This window comes from Amycolatopsis sp. WAC 01375 (assembly GCF_003947325.1).
In the GTDB taxonomy this organism is placed as follows: Bacteria; Actinomycetota; Actinomycetes; order Mycobacteriales; family Pseudonocardiaceae; genus Amycolatopsis.
In genome coordinates this window covers 38,613-53,018 of record NZ_QHHW01000054.1, presented here as the reverse complement: position 1 = coordinate 53,018, position 14,406 = coordinate 38,613, and the positions used below count along the sequence as shown (strand labels likewise).

The 14,406-nt window shown below is 70.0% G+C and carries 14 protein-coding genes; 3 read left to right on the top strand and 11 right to left on the bottom strand.

Features of this window, described 5'->3' with window-relative positions; translation table 11 throughout:
- Positions 1 to 221 precede the first annotated feature (221 nt).
- The 3 genes from DL991_RS35195 to DL991_RS35185 are packed head-to-tail and all read right to left on the bottom strand — an operon-like array spanning position 222 to position 3,548.
- Positions 222 to 1,757, bottom strand: a complete 1,536-nt coding sequence (locus DL991_RS35195; RefSeq protein ID WP_125788676.1) for a molybdopterin-dependent oxidoreductase — start codon at positions 1,755 to 1,757, stop codon at positions 222 to 224.
- A 58-nt stretch (positions 1,758 to 1,815) separates the two neighbouring features.
- Complete coding sequence (locus tag DL991_RS35190; protein WP_125788675.1) at positions 1,816 to 2,052, bottom strand: glutaredoxin family protein; 237 nt, start codon at positions 2,050 to 2,052, stop codon at positions 1,816 to 1,818.
- Positions 2,053 to 2,063: 11 nt separating this feature from the next.
- On the bottom strand, positions 2,064 to 3,548 hold the full coding sequence (locus DL991_RS35185; RefSeq protein ID WP_125788674.1) for an AMP-binding protein: 1,485 nt from the start codon (positions 3,546 to 3,548) through the stop codon (positions 2,064 to 2,066).
- Positions 3,549 to 3,841: 293 nt separating this feature from the next.
- Between DL991_RS35185 and DL991_RS35180 the strand changes: the two genes are divergently transcribed.
- The 3 genes from DL991_RS35180 to DL991_RS35170 all read left to right on the top strand — a co-directional run bounded on the left by DL991_RS35180 (position 3,842) and on the right by DL991_RS35170 (position 6,749).
- Positions 3,842 to 4,552: a sigma-70 family RNA polymerase sigma factor gene (locus tag DL991_RS35180; RefSeq protein WP_125788673.1), complete on the top strand. Its 711-nt coding sequence runs from the start codon at positions 3,842 to 3,844 to the stop codon at positions 4,550 to 4,552.
- A 109-nt stretch (positions 4,553 to 4,661) separates the two neighbouring features.
- Positions 4,662 to 5,750, top strand: coding sequence for a DUF5667 domain-containing protein (locus tag DL991_RS35175; protein WP_125788672.1), 1,089 nt, complete (start codon positions 4,662 to 4,664; stop codon positions 5,748 to 5,750).
- A 96-nt stretch (positions 5,751 to 5,846) separates the two neighbouring features.
- Entirely contained in the window at positions 5,847 to 6,749 is a 903-nt protein-coding gene (locus DL991_RS35170; RefSeq protein WP_199746234.1) for an HAD family phosphatase, read from the top strand.
- 95 nt (positions 6,750 to 6,844) lie between these two features.
- Here DL991_RS35170 and DL991_RS35165 read toward each other — a convergent pair whose 3' ends face one another.
- From DL991_RS35165 to DL991_RS35130, 8 genes are all read right to left on the bottom strand, one after another.
- Positions 6,845 to 7,948, bottom strand: coding sequence for a lysophospholipid acyltransferase family protein (locus tag DL991_RS35165; protein WP_125788671.1), 1,104 nt, complete (start codon positions 7,946 to 7,948; stop codon positions 6,845 to 6,847).
- Positions 7,945 to 8,994, bottom strand: a complete 1,050-nt coding sequence (locus DL991_RS35160; protein WP_125788670.1) for an NAD-dependent epimerase/dehydratase family protein — start codon at positions 8,992 to 8,994, stop codon at positions 7,945 to 7,947. Before DL991_RS35160 ends, DL991_RS35165 begins: the two co-directional genes overlap by 4 nt.
- 286 nt (positions 8,995 to 9,280) lie before the next feature.
- Positions 9,281 to 9,382: a 30S ribosomal protein bS22 gene (locus tag DL991_RS35155; protein ID WP_007030867.1), complete on the bottom strand. Its 102-nt coding sequence runs from the start codon at positions 9,380 to 9,382 to the stop codon at positions 9,281 to 9,283.
- Between the two features lie 145 nt (positions 9,383 to 9,527).
- On the bottom strand, positions 9,528 to 9,752 hold the full coding sequence (locus DL991_RS35150; RefSeq protein WP_005151704.1) for a helix-turn-helix domain-containing protein: 225 nt from the start codon (positions 9,750 to 9,752) through the stop codon (positions 9,528 to 9,530).
- 366 nt (positions 9,753 to 10,118) lie between these two features.
- On the bottom strand, positions 10,119 to 10,934 hold the full coding sequence (proC, locus tag DL991_RS35145) for a pyrroline-5-carboxylate reductase (protein ID WP_125788669.1): 816 nt from the start codon (positions 10,932 to 10,934) through the stop codon (positions 10,119 to 10,121).
- Positions 10,935 to 10,958: 24 nt separating this feature from the next.
- Positions 10,959 to 11,789, bottom strand: a complete 831-nt coding sequence (locus DL991_RS35140; protein WP_125788668.1) for a thioesterase family protein — start codon at positions 11,787 to 11,789, stop codon at positions 10,959 to 10,961.
- Between the two features lie 141 nt (positions 11,790 to 11,930).
- Entirely contained in the window at positions 11,931 to 12,728 is a 798-nt protein-coding gene (locus DL991_RS35135) for a sugar phosphate isomerase/epimerase (protein WP_125788667.1), read from the bottom strand.
- Positions 12,729 to 12,750: 22 nt separating this feature from the next.
- Positions 12,751 to 14,337, bottom strand: coding sequence for a hypothetical protein (locus DL991_RS35130; protein WP_125788666.1), 1,587 nt, complete (start codon positions 14,335 to 14,337; stop codon positions 12,751 to 12,753).
- Positions 14,338 to 14,406: the final 69 nt, after the last annotated feature.

The window sequence follows — 14,406 nt, the reverse complement described above, 5'->3', positions numbered from 1 at the left end:
CTTGTGAACGCAGGCACAAAGTCACAGGTCGCAGCTGTGCTCAATGTCGCGTAGGGGCTTCAACGGCACCGGCAGACCGTCGCTCGGGAGCGCGTCAGCGCGACGAGGGACTTCACCAGCGCGCGCCGCTCTTGGCCGAAGGCCACGGAAACATTTTGTAGGGCGCCCTTCGCACCGGGGTGACGTGCAGCTCGGCCTTGGCGCCCTGCGAAATGTTTCCGTCAGCGCGCGTTAAAGGACACCGTGTGCCAGCCGGTGGCGCCGTCGGGGACGGTTCCGGCGAGCTCCTGCGTCTGCGTGTAGCCCGACTGGTCCGTCGCCCGGACGGCGATCTCGTGCTGACCGGTGGGGATCTGGACCTCGGTCCACCACATCCGCCAGGTGTCCTTCGACGTCTCGGCCGACAGGACGGCCTCCTGCCACGGCCCCTGGTCGACCCGGACCTCGACCTTCGCGACGCCGGTGTGCTGCGCCCACGCGATCCCGGACACGACGACCTTGCCCGCGTTCACCGCCGAGCCGGGCGCGTCGATCCGCGACTGCGTCTTCACCGGCGCTTCCCTGGCCCAGCCTCGGCCGAGCCAGTACGCCTGCCGTTCCTCCCAGGTGGTGATCTCCAGCTCGGTCACCCATTTCGTGGCGGACACGTAGCCGTACAGCCCGGGGATCACGATCCTCGCGGGGAAGCCGTGCTCGATCGGGAGAGGTTCGCCGTCCATGCCGAGGGCGAGCATCGCGCCACGTCGCGGATCGAGGGCGGCTTCGATCGGGGTTCCGCAGGTCCAGCCGTCGACGCTGGTCGCGAACATCTGCTCGGCACCGGGTTTGACGCCCGCCTCGTTCAGCAGGTCTCGCAGGTCGATGCCGATCCAGCGGGCGTTCGAGATGTACGGGCCGCCGACCTCGTTGGAGACGCAGCAGAGGGTGACGTCGCGTTCGATCAGCGGCCGCGAGCGGAGATCTTCATACCTATAGGTGACTTCGCGATCGACCATCCCGCGGATCTGCAGGCTCCAATCCTCGGTGCGGACCTGCGGGACGACCAGTGCCGTGTCGATCCGATAGAAATCCTTCGAAGGAGTGAGATACGGCGGGGTGCCGAGCTTCGCGAAGTCCGCGTCGGGCGGGATCGGCGGCGCTGTCCTCGCGGCGACGAGCCTGCCGACGGCGGCACGCGACTCCTCCGCGTTCTTCCTGGTTCCGACGAGCTGGCCGGCCAGTGCGGCGACACCGGCCCCCGCCGCGACCGAGGCCCCGGTGATCAGCACCTTCCGCCGATCCGGCCCTTCGCCCTCGCGGACGTCGAACAGCACGACAGGCAGGAAGAACCGGTGCAGCCACGTGAACACGACGAGCCCGGCGACCACGGCCGCCACGGGCGCCAGCAGCGCGATCTGTCCGAGGTCGGTGCGCACGAAGACGGCGGCGACGCCCGCCGCGCCGAGCAAGCCGACGATCACCTGGCCCGGCAGCGGCTTGCGGCGCGAAAGCTGTCCGGCGAGCAGCGCGAACAGCACCAGCACCACGGCGAGACCGATCTTGAGGACGGGCTTGTCCCAGGTCTCCAGGGTCTGCTCGGCCCAGGCGACCACCGCGTGCGGGCTGTGGTCGATGACGAAGTTCGCCACCGCGACGAACGGCGAAGCCGTGTACCCGACGAAGCCCGCCACGAGGTGACCGACGCCGAGAGCGGCCGCCAGTGACAGGAGCCCGGTCAGTGCGGCTTGCGGGAAGCTGAGCCTGCGTTCGTCGTCCACGTCTCCATCTTCGTCAGCGATAGGCCCGAAGGTAGGCCGATCGCCCCTTACGAGACTGTTACGCCAGTGCCTTCCGGAGCCTGTCCTCTTCGACTCGCCAGTAGCCGTGCTCGGCGTCGTCGACGAGGATCACCGGCACGCGGTCGCCGTATTCGGCACGCCATTCGGCGTCGCTGTCGACGTCCTCCGCCGACCAGGCGACGCCCAGTTCGCCGCAGATCCGCTCGATGTCCTGTTCCGCGACCTCGCACAGGTGGCAACCCGCGCGGGTCATGACGGTCACGTGATGGGCCATGCGTTCAATCCTTACCTGAGGCGCATACGCCGAAGCTTCCCGGTGGCGGAATGCGGCAGGGACTCGGCGAACTCGACGGTGTGCGGCACCTTGTACCCGGCCAGGTGCTCCGCGCAGTGCTCGACGACCTGCTGCTCCGAAAGCGAAGCGCCGGGCGCGGGAACGACGACGGCCTTCACCGCTTCACCGGTCCGCTCGTCGACGACGCCGACGACACCCGCCTCGACGACCTCGTCCAGCATCGAGATCACGTTCTCGACCTCGTGGGGGAAGACGTTGAAGCCGTTGACGATGATCAGGTCGTTGGCGCGGTCCACCAGGTGCAGGTCGCCGTCGGTGTCGAGGTAGCCGACGTCGCCGGTGCGGAACCAGCCGTCCTCGTCGGGACCGTGCGAGCCGTCGGGCCAGTAGCCGGAGAACAGGTTCGCGCCGCGGATCGACACCAGGCCGGTGCCGCCGTCCTCGTCGAAGGCGTCACCGAGGTCGTCCGGGTCCAGCGGGACGGGTTCGGCGTCGCCGTCGCTGTCGACCAGCCGGAGCTCGACGCCGGGCAGCGGCCGCCCGACCGAACCCGGCTTCGGATAGCCGGTGACCAGCGTCGTGGTGACCACGGGCGCGCATTCGGTGAGGCCGTAGCCCTCGTAGACGTCGAGCCCGGTGGCGCCGCGGAGCGCGGTGAGGATCTTGGGGTGCAGTGGCGCCGCGCCCGACGTCATCCGCCGGACGGTGGACAGGCCCTGCCCGAGCTCCTCGGGGTCCATCGCGGCGAATTCGGCGTACATCGCGGGCACGCCGGCGATCGAGGTCACCCGGTACTCGGCGCAGTCGGCCAGCGTCCGCTCGGCGAGGAAACGCTCGGAGAGGATCGCCGTCGCGCCGACCGCCGTGGTCTGCAGCAGGCCCGGGCCCAGTCCGTAGACGTGGAACAACGGGATGGTGATGAGCACGCGATCGCCGTGCACGAGCGGCGTGGGGACGATCCGGTTCAGCTGGTCGAGGTTCGCCAGCAGCGCCCGGTGCGACAGCATCACGCCGCGCGGCGGACCGGTCGTGCCGGAGGTGTACGAAATGACCGCGATGTCCTCACCGGATCCGGCGGCGTCGACCGGTTCGGCTGCTCCATCCGAGGTAACAGGCGGTGAGAGGCTTGTCACTCCGTCGGGGAGCCCCTCGGTCGTTTCGCGTTCGAGGACGAGCCGCGCGCCGCTGTGCTCCAGCAGCCCGTTCAGCTCCGCCGCCGGAGCCTGCGGCGAGATCGGGACGACCACCGCGCCCGCCCGGAGCGCCCCGAACAGCGAGACGGCGAACGCGGCCGACGTCGACAGCCGCAACGCCACCCGGTCCCCGCGTTCGATTCCCGCGTCGAGCAGGGCGTGGGCCAGCGCGTGGGCGGCGTTGTCGAGCTGCGCCCACGTCAGCGCGACCCCACCCCCGGTCTCCTGGACGGCCGCCTTGCCGGGCCACTGGCGGGCGGCCTCGACGAGCAAGGTGGGCACGCTTCCTTCGGCAACCTGCTCCGCGCTCAACTGCGAACCTCTTCCCTCGGATCGACGGCGTTGTCAGTTTGTCATCTCGGCCATCGTCATGGGGGTCACTCGGTTTCGTCGCAGTTCCGTAACCCCGGAACCGCTACCTACTTCGCGGTAGCTACACGTATGCTGCTGGACGTCGTCGAGTGGTGTTGATCACTCGATGGTGAGAAAGGGAGTCCGGACGTGCAGATCTTGCAGGCCCACGCGGCGGTGGGACATGCGGGCCGGTACTCCCTGTCCGGAACGGGAGGTGGACCGTGACCCTTCCCGCGCCGAACCCCGTCTCCGTACTGGCGGGCCACATCCTCCGCCGGAGCGGTTTCCCCGCGGCGCCGCCGTCCCGGCCCAAGGCCGGCGACGCCTCCGACGTTCCGGACGCCGCCGCCGAAGCCGCGAAGGCCGAAGCCTGGGAACTGGTCAGCGCCGCACAGGGCGGCGACACCTCCGCCTTCGGACGGCTCTACGACCGCTACGTCGACGTCGTCTACCGCTACGTCCTGTTCCGCCTCGGCGACCGGGACCTCGCCGAGGACGTCACCAGCGAGACCTTCCTCCGCGCCCTGCGCCGCATCACGTCGGTGAGCTACCAGGGGCGTGACGTCGGCGCCTGGTTCGTCACGATCGCGCGCAACATCATCCTCGACCACGTGAAGTCGAGCCGGTTCCGCCTCGAGGTCGTCACCGACGAGGTCGCCGAGCCCAACGGGGCACCGATCGGGAACGTCGGCGTGCAGGCCGTCGCCGGGCCCGAACAGCAGGCCATCACCCGCGCCACCCGCGCCGAGCTGTTGCGTTGCGTCGCCGAACTCGGCGAAGACCAGCGCGAGTGCATCGTGCTGCGGTTCATGCAGGGGCTCTCGGTCGCCGAGACCGCGGCGATCATGAAGCGCAACGAAGGCGCCATCAAGGCCCTTCAGCACCGCGCGGTACGCCGTTTGGCACAACTTCTGCCCACCGGATTGCGTTAAAGTCCCATATTTACTCCTGACCGGGCCTTGCCGTAACCCTGGGGCGTCCCCGCTCGTTTTCCCAGCCAGACCGGTGTCAGGACCGGGCTGAGCAGATGGAGACTTCGCCGTGGGCGTGCCGGGATGGTTCGCGCGGGAGCGGGCGGACGGTGACCGCTTCGCCGACCTTGTCGACGGCACCGCGTCCCCGGAGGACGACGAGTTCGCCCACGAACTCGCCCTCGTCGGCGGCTTGCGCGAATTGGGCGCCGGCGGCGCTCCCGACGCCGAGACACGGCAACGGATCCGCGACGAGATCGCCGGACGGCTCGCCGAAGCCGAAGCCACGCCCAAGCGTCGCGGTCACACCGTCGCCAACCTCGCCGCGGCCGCCGTCGCGCTCGTACTGGCGCTGGGCGGCATCACCCTGCTGCTGTCCAAGGACGCGTTGCCGGGCGATCCGCTCTACGGCATCAAACGAGCGGGTGAATCGGCCGCACTCGGGCTCACCTTCGACGAGCAGGACAAGGCGAAGAAGCATCTGGAGTTCGCCGCGAACCGCGTCGGCGAGCTCGCCGAGCTGACCCGGCAGGACGCCCCCACCGACGCGTATTTCACCGGCCTCACCGATTTCGAGACGGATCTGCGGGCCGGGGTCTCGCGGCTGACGGCGATCGTCACCGATCAGGGCGGCCAGACGCGGCTGACCGAACTCCGTTCCTGGGCGCGGCAGCAGTCCGACCGGCTGGGCGTCCAGGTCGGGCAGGCCCCCGCCGAGGCCCGCGACAAGTTCGCCGCGACCCGCAGCCTGCTCGACAAAGTCCAGGCGCGCACGACGGATCTCGGCTCGCGGCTGGTCTGCTACACGATCACCACGGGCTCCTCCGACGAACTGGGCGCGGTCCCGGCCGCCGGTGACTGCGTCCGGGATCCCGATTCCCCCGACGCGGCCGTGCCACCGGTGTCGTCTCCCCCGCCGTCGTCCGCGCCGACCGGTTCGCCTTCGCCGACGTCGGTGCCGCCGCCGTCTTCCGTCGTGGGCACCGCCGCCCCGACCGGACCGATCGCGCCACCCACCGGAGGCACGCCGCCGCCCGTGGTGCCCACCCCCGGCCCGACGAACCTGCCGCCCCTGCCGACGCCGACCGCCACCCCGAAGCCGCCGCTGATTTCGATTCCGCCGCTCATCCCGGGGTTACCGCCGATAATCATCGGCTGACGCGGTGTCACATGAGGCAGGCGCCACACCCGGGACACCGTGCTCGGCCGCTCGCTACGCTGTGCGTAGGCACCTGGGATTCCGGAGGCGGTGTGCGTGTCAGTTTGGCGGGGCAGGGACAAGAGTCAAGAGCTCGAACGGCTGGCCGAGCTCGCGGGCGAGGCGTCGGCCGAGGCCGCCATGGCGACCGCGTCCGCCGAAGCCCTCGAACCGCCCGCGCCGCCCGCTCCGCCGGACCTGACGGCGGCCGCGTTCTTCGACGTCGACAACACCATGATGATGGGCGCGTCGATCTTCTACTTCGCCCGAGGACTGGCCGCACGCAAGTTCTTCACCTCCGCCGATCTGGCCGGATTCGTCTGGCAGCAGGTGAAATTCCGGCTCGGCGGCCGTGAGAACAAAGAGGACATCAAAACCCATCGCGAGCGCGCACTGTCCTTTGTGGCCGGTCGCACCGTGCAGGAACTGACCGACATCAGCGAAGAGATCTACGACGAGCTGATGGCGGACAAGATCTGGTCCGGCACCCGGGCGCTCGCGCAGATGCATCTCGACGCCGGGCAGCGCGTCTGGCTCGTCACCGCGACCCCGATCGAACTCGCGGCCATCATCTCGCGGCGCCTCGGCCTCACCGGCGCGCTGGGCACCGTCGCGGAGACCAAGGACGGCGTCTACACCGGCCGTCTCGTCGGCGACCTGCTGCACGGCCGCGCGAAAGCCCACGCCGTGCGGGCGCTGGCGTCACGCGAAGGGCTGAATCTCAAGCGCTGCACAGCGTATTCGGACTCGCAGAACGACGTCCCCATGCTGTCGGTCGTCGGAACCGCGGTCGCCGTGAACCCCGACGGCGGTCTCCGCGACGTCGCGCGGGCGCGCGGCTGGGAGATCCGCGACTTCCGGACCGGCCGGAAGGCCGCGAAGATCGGCGTGCCTTCGGTGCTCGGCGTCGGCGTCGTGGCCGGCGCTGTCGCGGCGGGCATGGCCTACCGGCGCCGCTGACCCGTCACCCCTGAGCAATTAGTCACCTACTTGCGCCGATTGCGGCCGCGCGTGAGCACGTGCCCACGCAAGTAGGTGACTAATTGCGGAGGGCGCTAGCCCTTGAAGACGCTCCGCCGCTGCGAAAGGCGTTTGTAGAGCGACTGCTGGATCGACTCCCGGACCTGGTCGGTCAGCGTGAAGACCAGCATCGGGTCGTCGACGGCGTCCGCGTCGTAGGTGTCGGTGCGGATGGGCTCGCCGAACTCGATGCTCCACTTCGTCGGCAGCGGGATCGCGCCGAGCGGGCCGAGCAGCGGGAAGAACGGCGTCACCGGGAAGTACGGCAGGCCGAGCACCCGCGCGAGCAGCTTGATGTCGCCGACCTTCGGGTAGATCTCCTCCGCGCCGATGACCGACACGGGAATGATCGGCACCCCGGTTCGCAGCGCGGCGGACACGAAACCACCGCGGCCGAACCGCTGCAGTTTGTACCGCGACGAGAACGGTTTCCCGATCCCCTTGAACCCTTCCGGCCAGACGCCGACGAGTTCTCCCTTGCGCAGCAGGCGTTCCGCGTCCGCGTTGCAGGCGAGCGTCTGCCCGGACTTGCGGGCGAAGGAGCCGATCAGCGGCATCTGGAACACCAGGTCCGCGCCGAGGCCGCGCAGATGCCTGCCGCCGGGAGCGTGGTCGTGCACGGCGACGGCGGTCATCAGCGCGTCGAGCGGCAACGTGCCGGAGTGGTTCGACACCAGCAGCGCGCCGCCGTCGGCAGGCAGGTTCTCGACGCCGAAGGTGTCGACCCGGAACCACTTCTCGTACAGCGCGCGCAGCGGCGGCAACAGCAGGGTTTCGGTGAGCTCGGCGTCGAAGCCGAACTCGTCGACGGTGTAGTCGCCGGTCAGCCGGTCCCGTAGGAACCCCAGCGCCGTCCTGAGCGAGGCCGGGAGGAGGTCCGCGTCGGCCGGGCTGGTCCGGGCGGGCGAGACCCGCGCCGTCCCTGGGAACTCGACGACGGGCGCGTCCGCCCGGCGTTCCTGCCGCAGATGCTCTTGTGCCTCTTCGGACTCGCGAAGATCCCGATCCGCTTGGACGGCCGGGTCCGGCTTCTCTCTGCCGGGGCCGTGCAACGGGATGACCTGCGCTTCAGCGCCGCTCACGTTTTCCGCCTCGCCTTCATGAGAGTTTTCGGGGTTGTTCTCGTGCGGCCTGCTCATCGGTGCGTCGCCTGTCCGGTCGCCGCGGCCACCAGCACCTTGCCCGCGAGCCCGGCGAGCTTGCCGCCGTCCACCACGGGCCGGAGCCCGCGGCCGGTGATGTAGTCGTCGAACGCTTCCCGCGTCGTCCAGCGCGGGGTGTAGCCGAAGTCCTTCTTGAGTTTCGTGATGTCCACGACGCGACCGAAGTTCAGCAGCCGCACCTGATCGGCGGAGAAGTCGACCACCCTGGCGCCGCGCAGCACCTTGCCGACCGACGGCACGACACCGCTGGGCATCGGCAGCTCGAGCCGCCCGGCCCGGCGGATCGCCTGGGAAAGGGTGAGCACCCCTTCCGAGCCGACGTTGAACACGCCGGGCTTGTCGTTCAGCGTCGCCTGCTCGAACACGGCCAGCGCGTCGGAGGCGTGGAGCAGCTGGATCCGCGCGTCGTAGCCGAAGACGGTCGGGACCACCGGCAGCGCGAAGTAGCGCGAGAGCACGGTGTCGATCTCGGGGCTGATGATGTTGGCGAACCGGAGCAACGTCGTCGTGATGTCGGGACGACGGCGCATGAGCCCTCGGACGTATCCCTCCATCTCGACGGCGTCCTTCGCGTAGCCGCTGGCGGAGGTGGGGATGAGCTCGGAATCCTCGGTGAAGACGGCCTGGGAGCGCGCTCCGGCGCCGTACACCGCGGCCGTCGACTTCACCACGAGCTTGCGCACGAGCGGCGAGCGCTGGCAGGCCGCCAGTAGCCGCATCGTGCCGATGACGTTGACCTCTTTGATCGCCGTCCGGCGAGCGGGGCCCGCCGGATGCGCGGTGCACGAGGCGTGCACCACGGTGTCGACCTTGGCCGTGCTGATCACCTTGGCGATCAGCGGGTTGCGGATGTCGGCACGGACGTATTCGGCGTGGCCCATCCGCTGCAGGACCGACTTCTGCGGAGGCGTGGTGTCGACGCCGATCACCCGCTCGAACTCCGGATTGTTGCCGAGTCTGGCGAGCAGCTTCCCGCCAAGGTCTCCCCCGACCCCGGTCACGAGCACGATGTTCGACGGCATAGGACTCCCTGCGGCGTTTGGGCGGTTCTCGGACTTCGATCACGGGGTCCTGATGACCTTGAGCGCTGGTCGAGCCACCGAGTGTGCGCGTACCTGCACTCATGGGAAGCATCGCGCGGCTGCCCTTGAGATGTTACCGCTCATTAGGGGTAGTCGACCCAGCGCTTACATGCTATTAACCAGCTGCTCGCAGAGGGGATGCACGTCTCACTCGAATGGGCGGAAACCGCCCGCCGAATGGGAATGGCCCGTCCAGAAACTGGACGGGCCATTCACCGGCTGTGTCTTACTTGCCGGCCTTCCTACGCTGAACGCGCGTCCGGCGCAGCAACTTGCGGTGCTTCTTCTTCGACATGCGCTTACGGCGCTTCTTGATCACAGAGCCCATCGAGAGCGCTCCTTCCTTCGTCGTCGGTCACGCTGCCCGGCGCAGCGTCCAACGGGTGGAGCGCACAGGCACGAGCGGTCTTCCAGGGTACTCGCGCCCCGGAAGACGCCCTCGGGCGGGCACGTTGTGCTCCGCGAAGCGGGCCTCAGCCCACGTCGAAGTACGCGCCTTGGAGATATTCGTGAACAGCCTTTTCGGGCACTCTGAACGACTTCCCGACGCGCACCGCGGGCAACTCGCCCGAGTGAACGAGGCGGTAGACGGTCATCTTGGAGACCCGCATCAGCGTGGCCACCTCGGCGACCGTCAGGAACTGGACCTGGCCCACTGTGTTGACCTTGGCCAGGTCATCCTTCTTGTTCGGCGGCATGATTCACCGTGTCCTTCGACACGTGTCGCGCCACGAGGCTTCCCCACCTGTGGTATCGACACGCACGTGCTCTCCTGAGAGTAGCGGGACACGTGTGACTAAAGCGACGCGAGTCACCGAGATGGGCCCGTACGACCGCAATTCGTCACCTACTTGCGAGGGCACCTCCTCGGGCGCGTCCTCGTCCGGCGCAAGTAGGTGACTAGGCCGTGTCCGGTAAGTCATGTTCGCGGTCTTCACGCCCAGGTGGTCCCTGACGGCACGGGCGGGCGCGGCCGAGTACGACCCGGTACGAGGCCGGCCCGCCCGTGCCGTCAGGAACCACCTGGATCACGAAGCCCATCGAACAGACTTACCGGACACGGCCTAATCGCGGGGGTCGTGGGCGGCGCCCAGCTCGGTCGAGCGGTCCTTCGCGGCCTCGATGGCGGCCAGGAGCGCCGCGCGGACGCCGTGCTTCTCCAGCTCGCGGATGGCGTTGATGGTCGTCCCGGCCGGCGAGGTGACGGCTTCGCGCAGCAGCACCGGGTGTTCGTCGGACTCGGCGAGCATCTTCGCCGCCCCGACCGCCGACTGGATGATCAGCTGCCCGGCGAGCGCGCGGGGAAGGCCGAGCAGGATCCCGGCGTCGATCATGGCCTCGACCAGGTAGAAGAAGTACGCGGGCCCGGATCCGGACAGCGCCGTGACGGCGTCCTGCTGCGACTCCGGCACCTCGACGACCTGCCCGACGTGCGAGAGCAGGTCCTTCACCACCGCGATGTGCTCGGCGGTCGCGTGCGCACCCGCGGAGACCGCGCTCATCGCCTCTCCGACGAGCATCGGGGTGTTCGGCATGACCCGCACCACCGGGACGCCCTCGGCCAGCCTGCGCTCGTACAGGGCGGTCGGCAGGCCCGCGCACAGCGAGACCACCAGCGACTCCTTGCCGAGCAGCGGCGCGAGCTCGTCCAGCACCGGTTCGATGTCCTGCGGTTTGACCGCGACGACCAGCACGTCGGCCCGTCGCGCGGCGTCCGCGACGGTGACGCCGTGCACGCCGTAGCGTTCGGTCAGCTCGGCCGCGCGCGCCGGATAGCGTTCGGTGAACAGCAGGTCGGCGGGGCTGTGCCCGCCGTGCAGCAGGCCCGAGAGCAGGGCCTCCCCGATCTTCCCGGCACCCAGAACCGCGATCACAGTCATGCGCTTCAGCGTGCCAAACCGCCGTCAGGCTCCAGGCGCCGGGGCGAGCGCCAGCTGCCGCGCCTGACAGACCAGCCTGCCCTGCGAGTCCACCACGAGGGCGTCCGAGTCGAACCACGCCTCGTGCACCGACTGGCTCTCGACGATCACCCGCAGCCAGCCCGGCGCCGGCCGGGTGCGCAGCAACGCGGTCAGCTGCACGGTCGGCGCCCAGCCGACCCGGCCGAGGTTGTAGACCACCGGCGGGTTCACGTCGCTCGCGAGCAGCGCGAAATACGGGTCCGGGAGCCCGTGCCGCGGCCGGACCCACAGCCGGATCTTCGGCGGGTCCCCGATCCGGCCGTGCAGGTAGCCGACACTCGCCGGATCGAGCCGGACCTCGCAGCCCTTCGCGAGGTTGAACAGGCCTTCGGACGTCTCACCGGTCATGGGTACGGCGCCGGGCGGCGGCTCCACGGGCATGGCCGGGACGTCGGTCCACTCCGGCCGCCGCATCGGCAGGCGCCCGGTGGTCACCCTGGCCTCGACGCAGCTGCGGCCCCGCTGCTCCAGCTGGACCGCGACGACCGAGGCGCGCCGCCCGACCTTCCGGGTCTCCATGCGCAGCAACACCGGCCCCACCGCCGGCGGGTGCAGGAACTCCGCGCTGATCGCCAGCGGCTCGGACGGCGGCTCGCCGCGTTCGTGAAGGAACGTGAGAGCGGCCCTGGCCATCAGGGCCATCAGGAAGCCGCCGTGCGGATGTCCGCCGATCGACCATTCGGTACGGAGTACCGCCGTGAAAGTACCGTCACCCAGTGATCTCGTCGCGCAGGCAGCGTCGAAGGAGGTGCTCGTATCGTCGGCCGCGCTCACCGAGCACTGACCCAGGCCACGAGCCGATCCATCGGGGTGCGGGAGATCAACAAGCGCAGCTGGTTCACGGTCGGAACTTTACGTGTACCAGCGCCTCGGGCGCAGGGAGGAATGATTCTCCGCACCTGGAGACGATCTTTGTCACTGGCCGAGGTGCAGCCTCGCGAACAAGAGTGACTCCGCGAGGTCTCGTGAGCGCCGCGCCGCGCTCGGCGACCGGCGGGTGTTGATCTCCAGCACGATCTGTCCGGAGAAATCGCTGTTCACGAGCTTTTCGAGGAGTTCGGCGCAGGGTTCGATCCCGCGTCCGGGCACCAGGTGTTCGTCCTTCGGGAGTCCCGTGCCGTCCGCCAGATGGACGTGCGCGAGCCCGGAACCCATTCGATCGGCGAGTGCGAGAGCGTCCATCCCGGCTGCCGCTGTATGGGACAGATCGAGCGTGTAGTGGCGAAACCCTACGTCCGTAGGGTCGATCGAAGGCCGGAAGGCCGAGACACGGGACGTCCGCGAGCCGCCGGGCGGGCGGACCTTGAACATGTTCTCGACCGCGATCTCGATCCCGCTGGCGTCTTCGAGCTCGTCGACGAGGTCGCCGAACGCGTCGCCGTAGCGGCGCTGCCACCGGAACGGCGGATGCACCACGACCGTGCGCGCGCCCAGTTCCTGTGCCGCGTCCACGGACATCCGCAGGCGCACCTCGGGATCCGGCGACCACACGCGCTGGGTGATCAGCAGCGACGGCGAGTGGATCGACAGCACCGGCACCCCGGTGCGGCGCGACCACCGGCGCAACGCGGAGATGTCCTGGCTGACCGGGTCGGCCCAGACCATCACCTCGACGCCGTCGTAGCCGAGGTCGGCGGCCAGTTCGAAGGCCGTGCCCGCCCGCAACGGCCAGACGGACGCCGTCGAAAGGCCTACCGGAACCTGCTGAGCCATTCCGGCATTCTTCCCGAGGCCGCTAGCGCGCGACCAAGAGGAGTGCGGCCGGTGAGACCGTCACCACCAGCCCGACCAGCACCGCGAGCACCAGGGTCTGGAGATCTTCGGCCTTGCGGATCTTCCGGACGATCCACACCAGCGCGACGATCACCAGCAGCGCGGCGACCAGCGCGGCGGCGGGGATGTTGACCCACAGCCAGTTGAAGCCCAGCCAGACACCGGCGCCGCCGACCACGCCGAGGGCGAGCTGGCCGGCCAACGCCAGCCACTGCTTCCCCGGCGAGACCTTCTCGGCGGGCGCCGCGGGCTCGTCGTTCTCGACGACATCCTCGGCCCGGTCGTCTTCGTAGTCGTCCTCGTACTCGTCGGCGCGGTAGCCGTAGTCGTCGCGTCCGAAGTCAGGGCCGCCGTCCGGGTACGCCGGGTCGGCGAACTCGCGCTCGTAGTCGTCGAGGTCGTCCTGCCGCGCGCGGTCGTCGAGCGAATGCGGTGGCACGAACGGCATCGGCGCCGGGTGGGACTGGTGGGTAGAAGCCATGGTCGGCGGGCCCGCGTCGAACGGATCCGGTTCGGGGTCGGTGTCCGGTTCGACGGGCGCGACCGGGGGCGGCACCGGCGGGATCCCGCCGATCTCGGTGTCCTCGGACTGCACCTTCTGCCTGCGTTTACGCCATCCGGCGAGCCCGGCGGGCGGCGACGGCGGCTTGACGGGCGCGGACGCCTCGGGGTCGGGCGCGGGTTCGTCGCCGACCGCGGCGAACTGCTCGGTGCTCGGCTCGGCCTTGGGCTGGGCGGGACGGACCGGCGGACGACGGCGGCGCGCCGGCTGGGCGGGCGGCGTCGCGAAGCCACCGCTGGCCATCGGACCCGGCTGGTCCTGCACGTCTTCGGACGGGGCATCGAGGCCGCCGTCGAGTCTCGCCGACAGCCCTGAGGACGGGGGTCCGGCGGGCGGCTCGGGGCGCCGATGCACCGGCGGCACCGCGCCGCGGGTCTCCTCCGGACGCGGACGGCCACGCGGGGGCAGGCCCTCGGAGTCCGGCGGACGCTGATAGCCGGACTGCTCCTGCGGCGGAGCCGGCCGCCCGAACTGACCGGATTGCTGCGGCGGGCGCTGCTGGTAGCCGCTCTGTTCCTGCGGCGGGGTCGGCCGTCCGAACTGACCGGATTGCTGCGGCGGGCGCTGCTGATAGCCGCTCTGCTCCTGCGGCGGGCGCACCGGCGGCGTCTGCCGGGTCGGGGTGGACGCGACGTCCGGCGGCACCGGCAGCGGCGCGGAGTCCTGCTGCGGCTGCGGAAGCGGCCGCGCACCCGAATCCTGCTGCGGCTGCGGGAGCGGACGTGGTCCCGAATCCTGTGGGCGCGAGCGGCGCGGTGGACGGTTGGGCGGCGGCGGGGTGTCGCCGGACACCCTGTCGATGATCGCCTGCGGCGCGGTGTCGCTCACCGACGGCGCGCGCCTGCCGCGAGTGGGCTCGGGAGCCTCGTCCTCGTCGTCGGCCGCGCGGCGTCGCCTGCGGCGCCCGCCTTCCGGCTGGGCTCCATGCTGCGCGAGCAGCTCCGCCACGGTCTTCTGTGGCCGGCCGCTCTCTGTCTCGTCCGTCATACCGTGCTGTCCAATGCGCGCTCCGGCCGTTGTGAACCGGCACGCGACGGAGCATCGGCGGCGTCGCGC

Coding starts and splice junctions, on each gene's coding strand:
- DL991_RS35190 (WP_125788675.1), bottom strand. CDS start 2,052: ATGGCCCATCACGTGACCGTCATGACCCGCGCGGGTTGCCACCTGTGC.
- DL991_RS35165 (WP_125788671.1), bottom strand. CDS start 7,948: ATGAGCAGGCCGCACGAGAACAACCCCGAAAACTCTCATGAAGGCGAG.
- DL991_RS35160 (WP_125788670.1), bottom strand. CDS start 8,994: ATGCCGTCGAACATCGTGCTCGTGACCGGGGTCGGGGGAGACCTTGGC.
- DL991_RS35155 (WP_007030867.1), bottom strand. CDS start 9,382: ATGGGCTCTGTGATCAAGAAGCGCCGTAAGCGCATGTCGAAGAAGAAG.
- DL991_RS35150 (WP_005151704.1), bottom strand. CDS start 9,752: ATGCCGCCGAACAAGAAGGATGACCTGGCCAAGGTCAACACAGTGGGC.
- proC (WP_125788669.1), bottom strand. CDS start 10,934: ATGACTGTGATCGCGGTTCTGGGTGCCGGGAAGATCGGGGAGGCCCTG.
- DL991_RS35135 (WP_125788667.1), bottom strand. CDS start 12,728: ATGGCTCAGCAGGTTCCGGTAGGCCTTTCGACGGCGTCCGTCTGGCCG.
- DL991_RS35130 (WP_125788666.1), bottom strand. CDS start 14,337: ATGACGGACGAGACAGAGAGCGGCCGGCCACAGAAGACCGTGGCGGAG.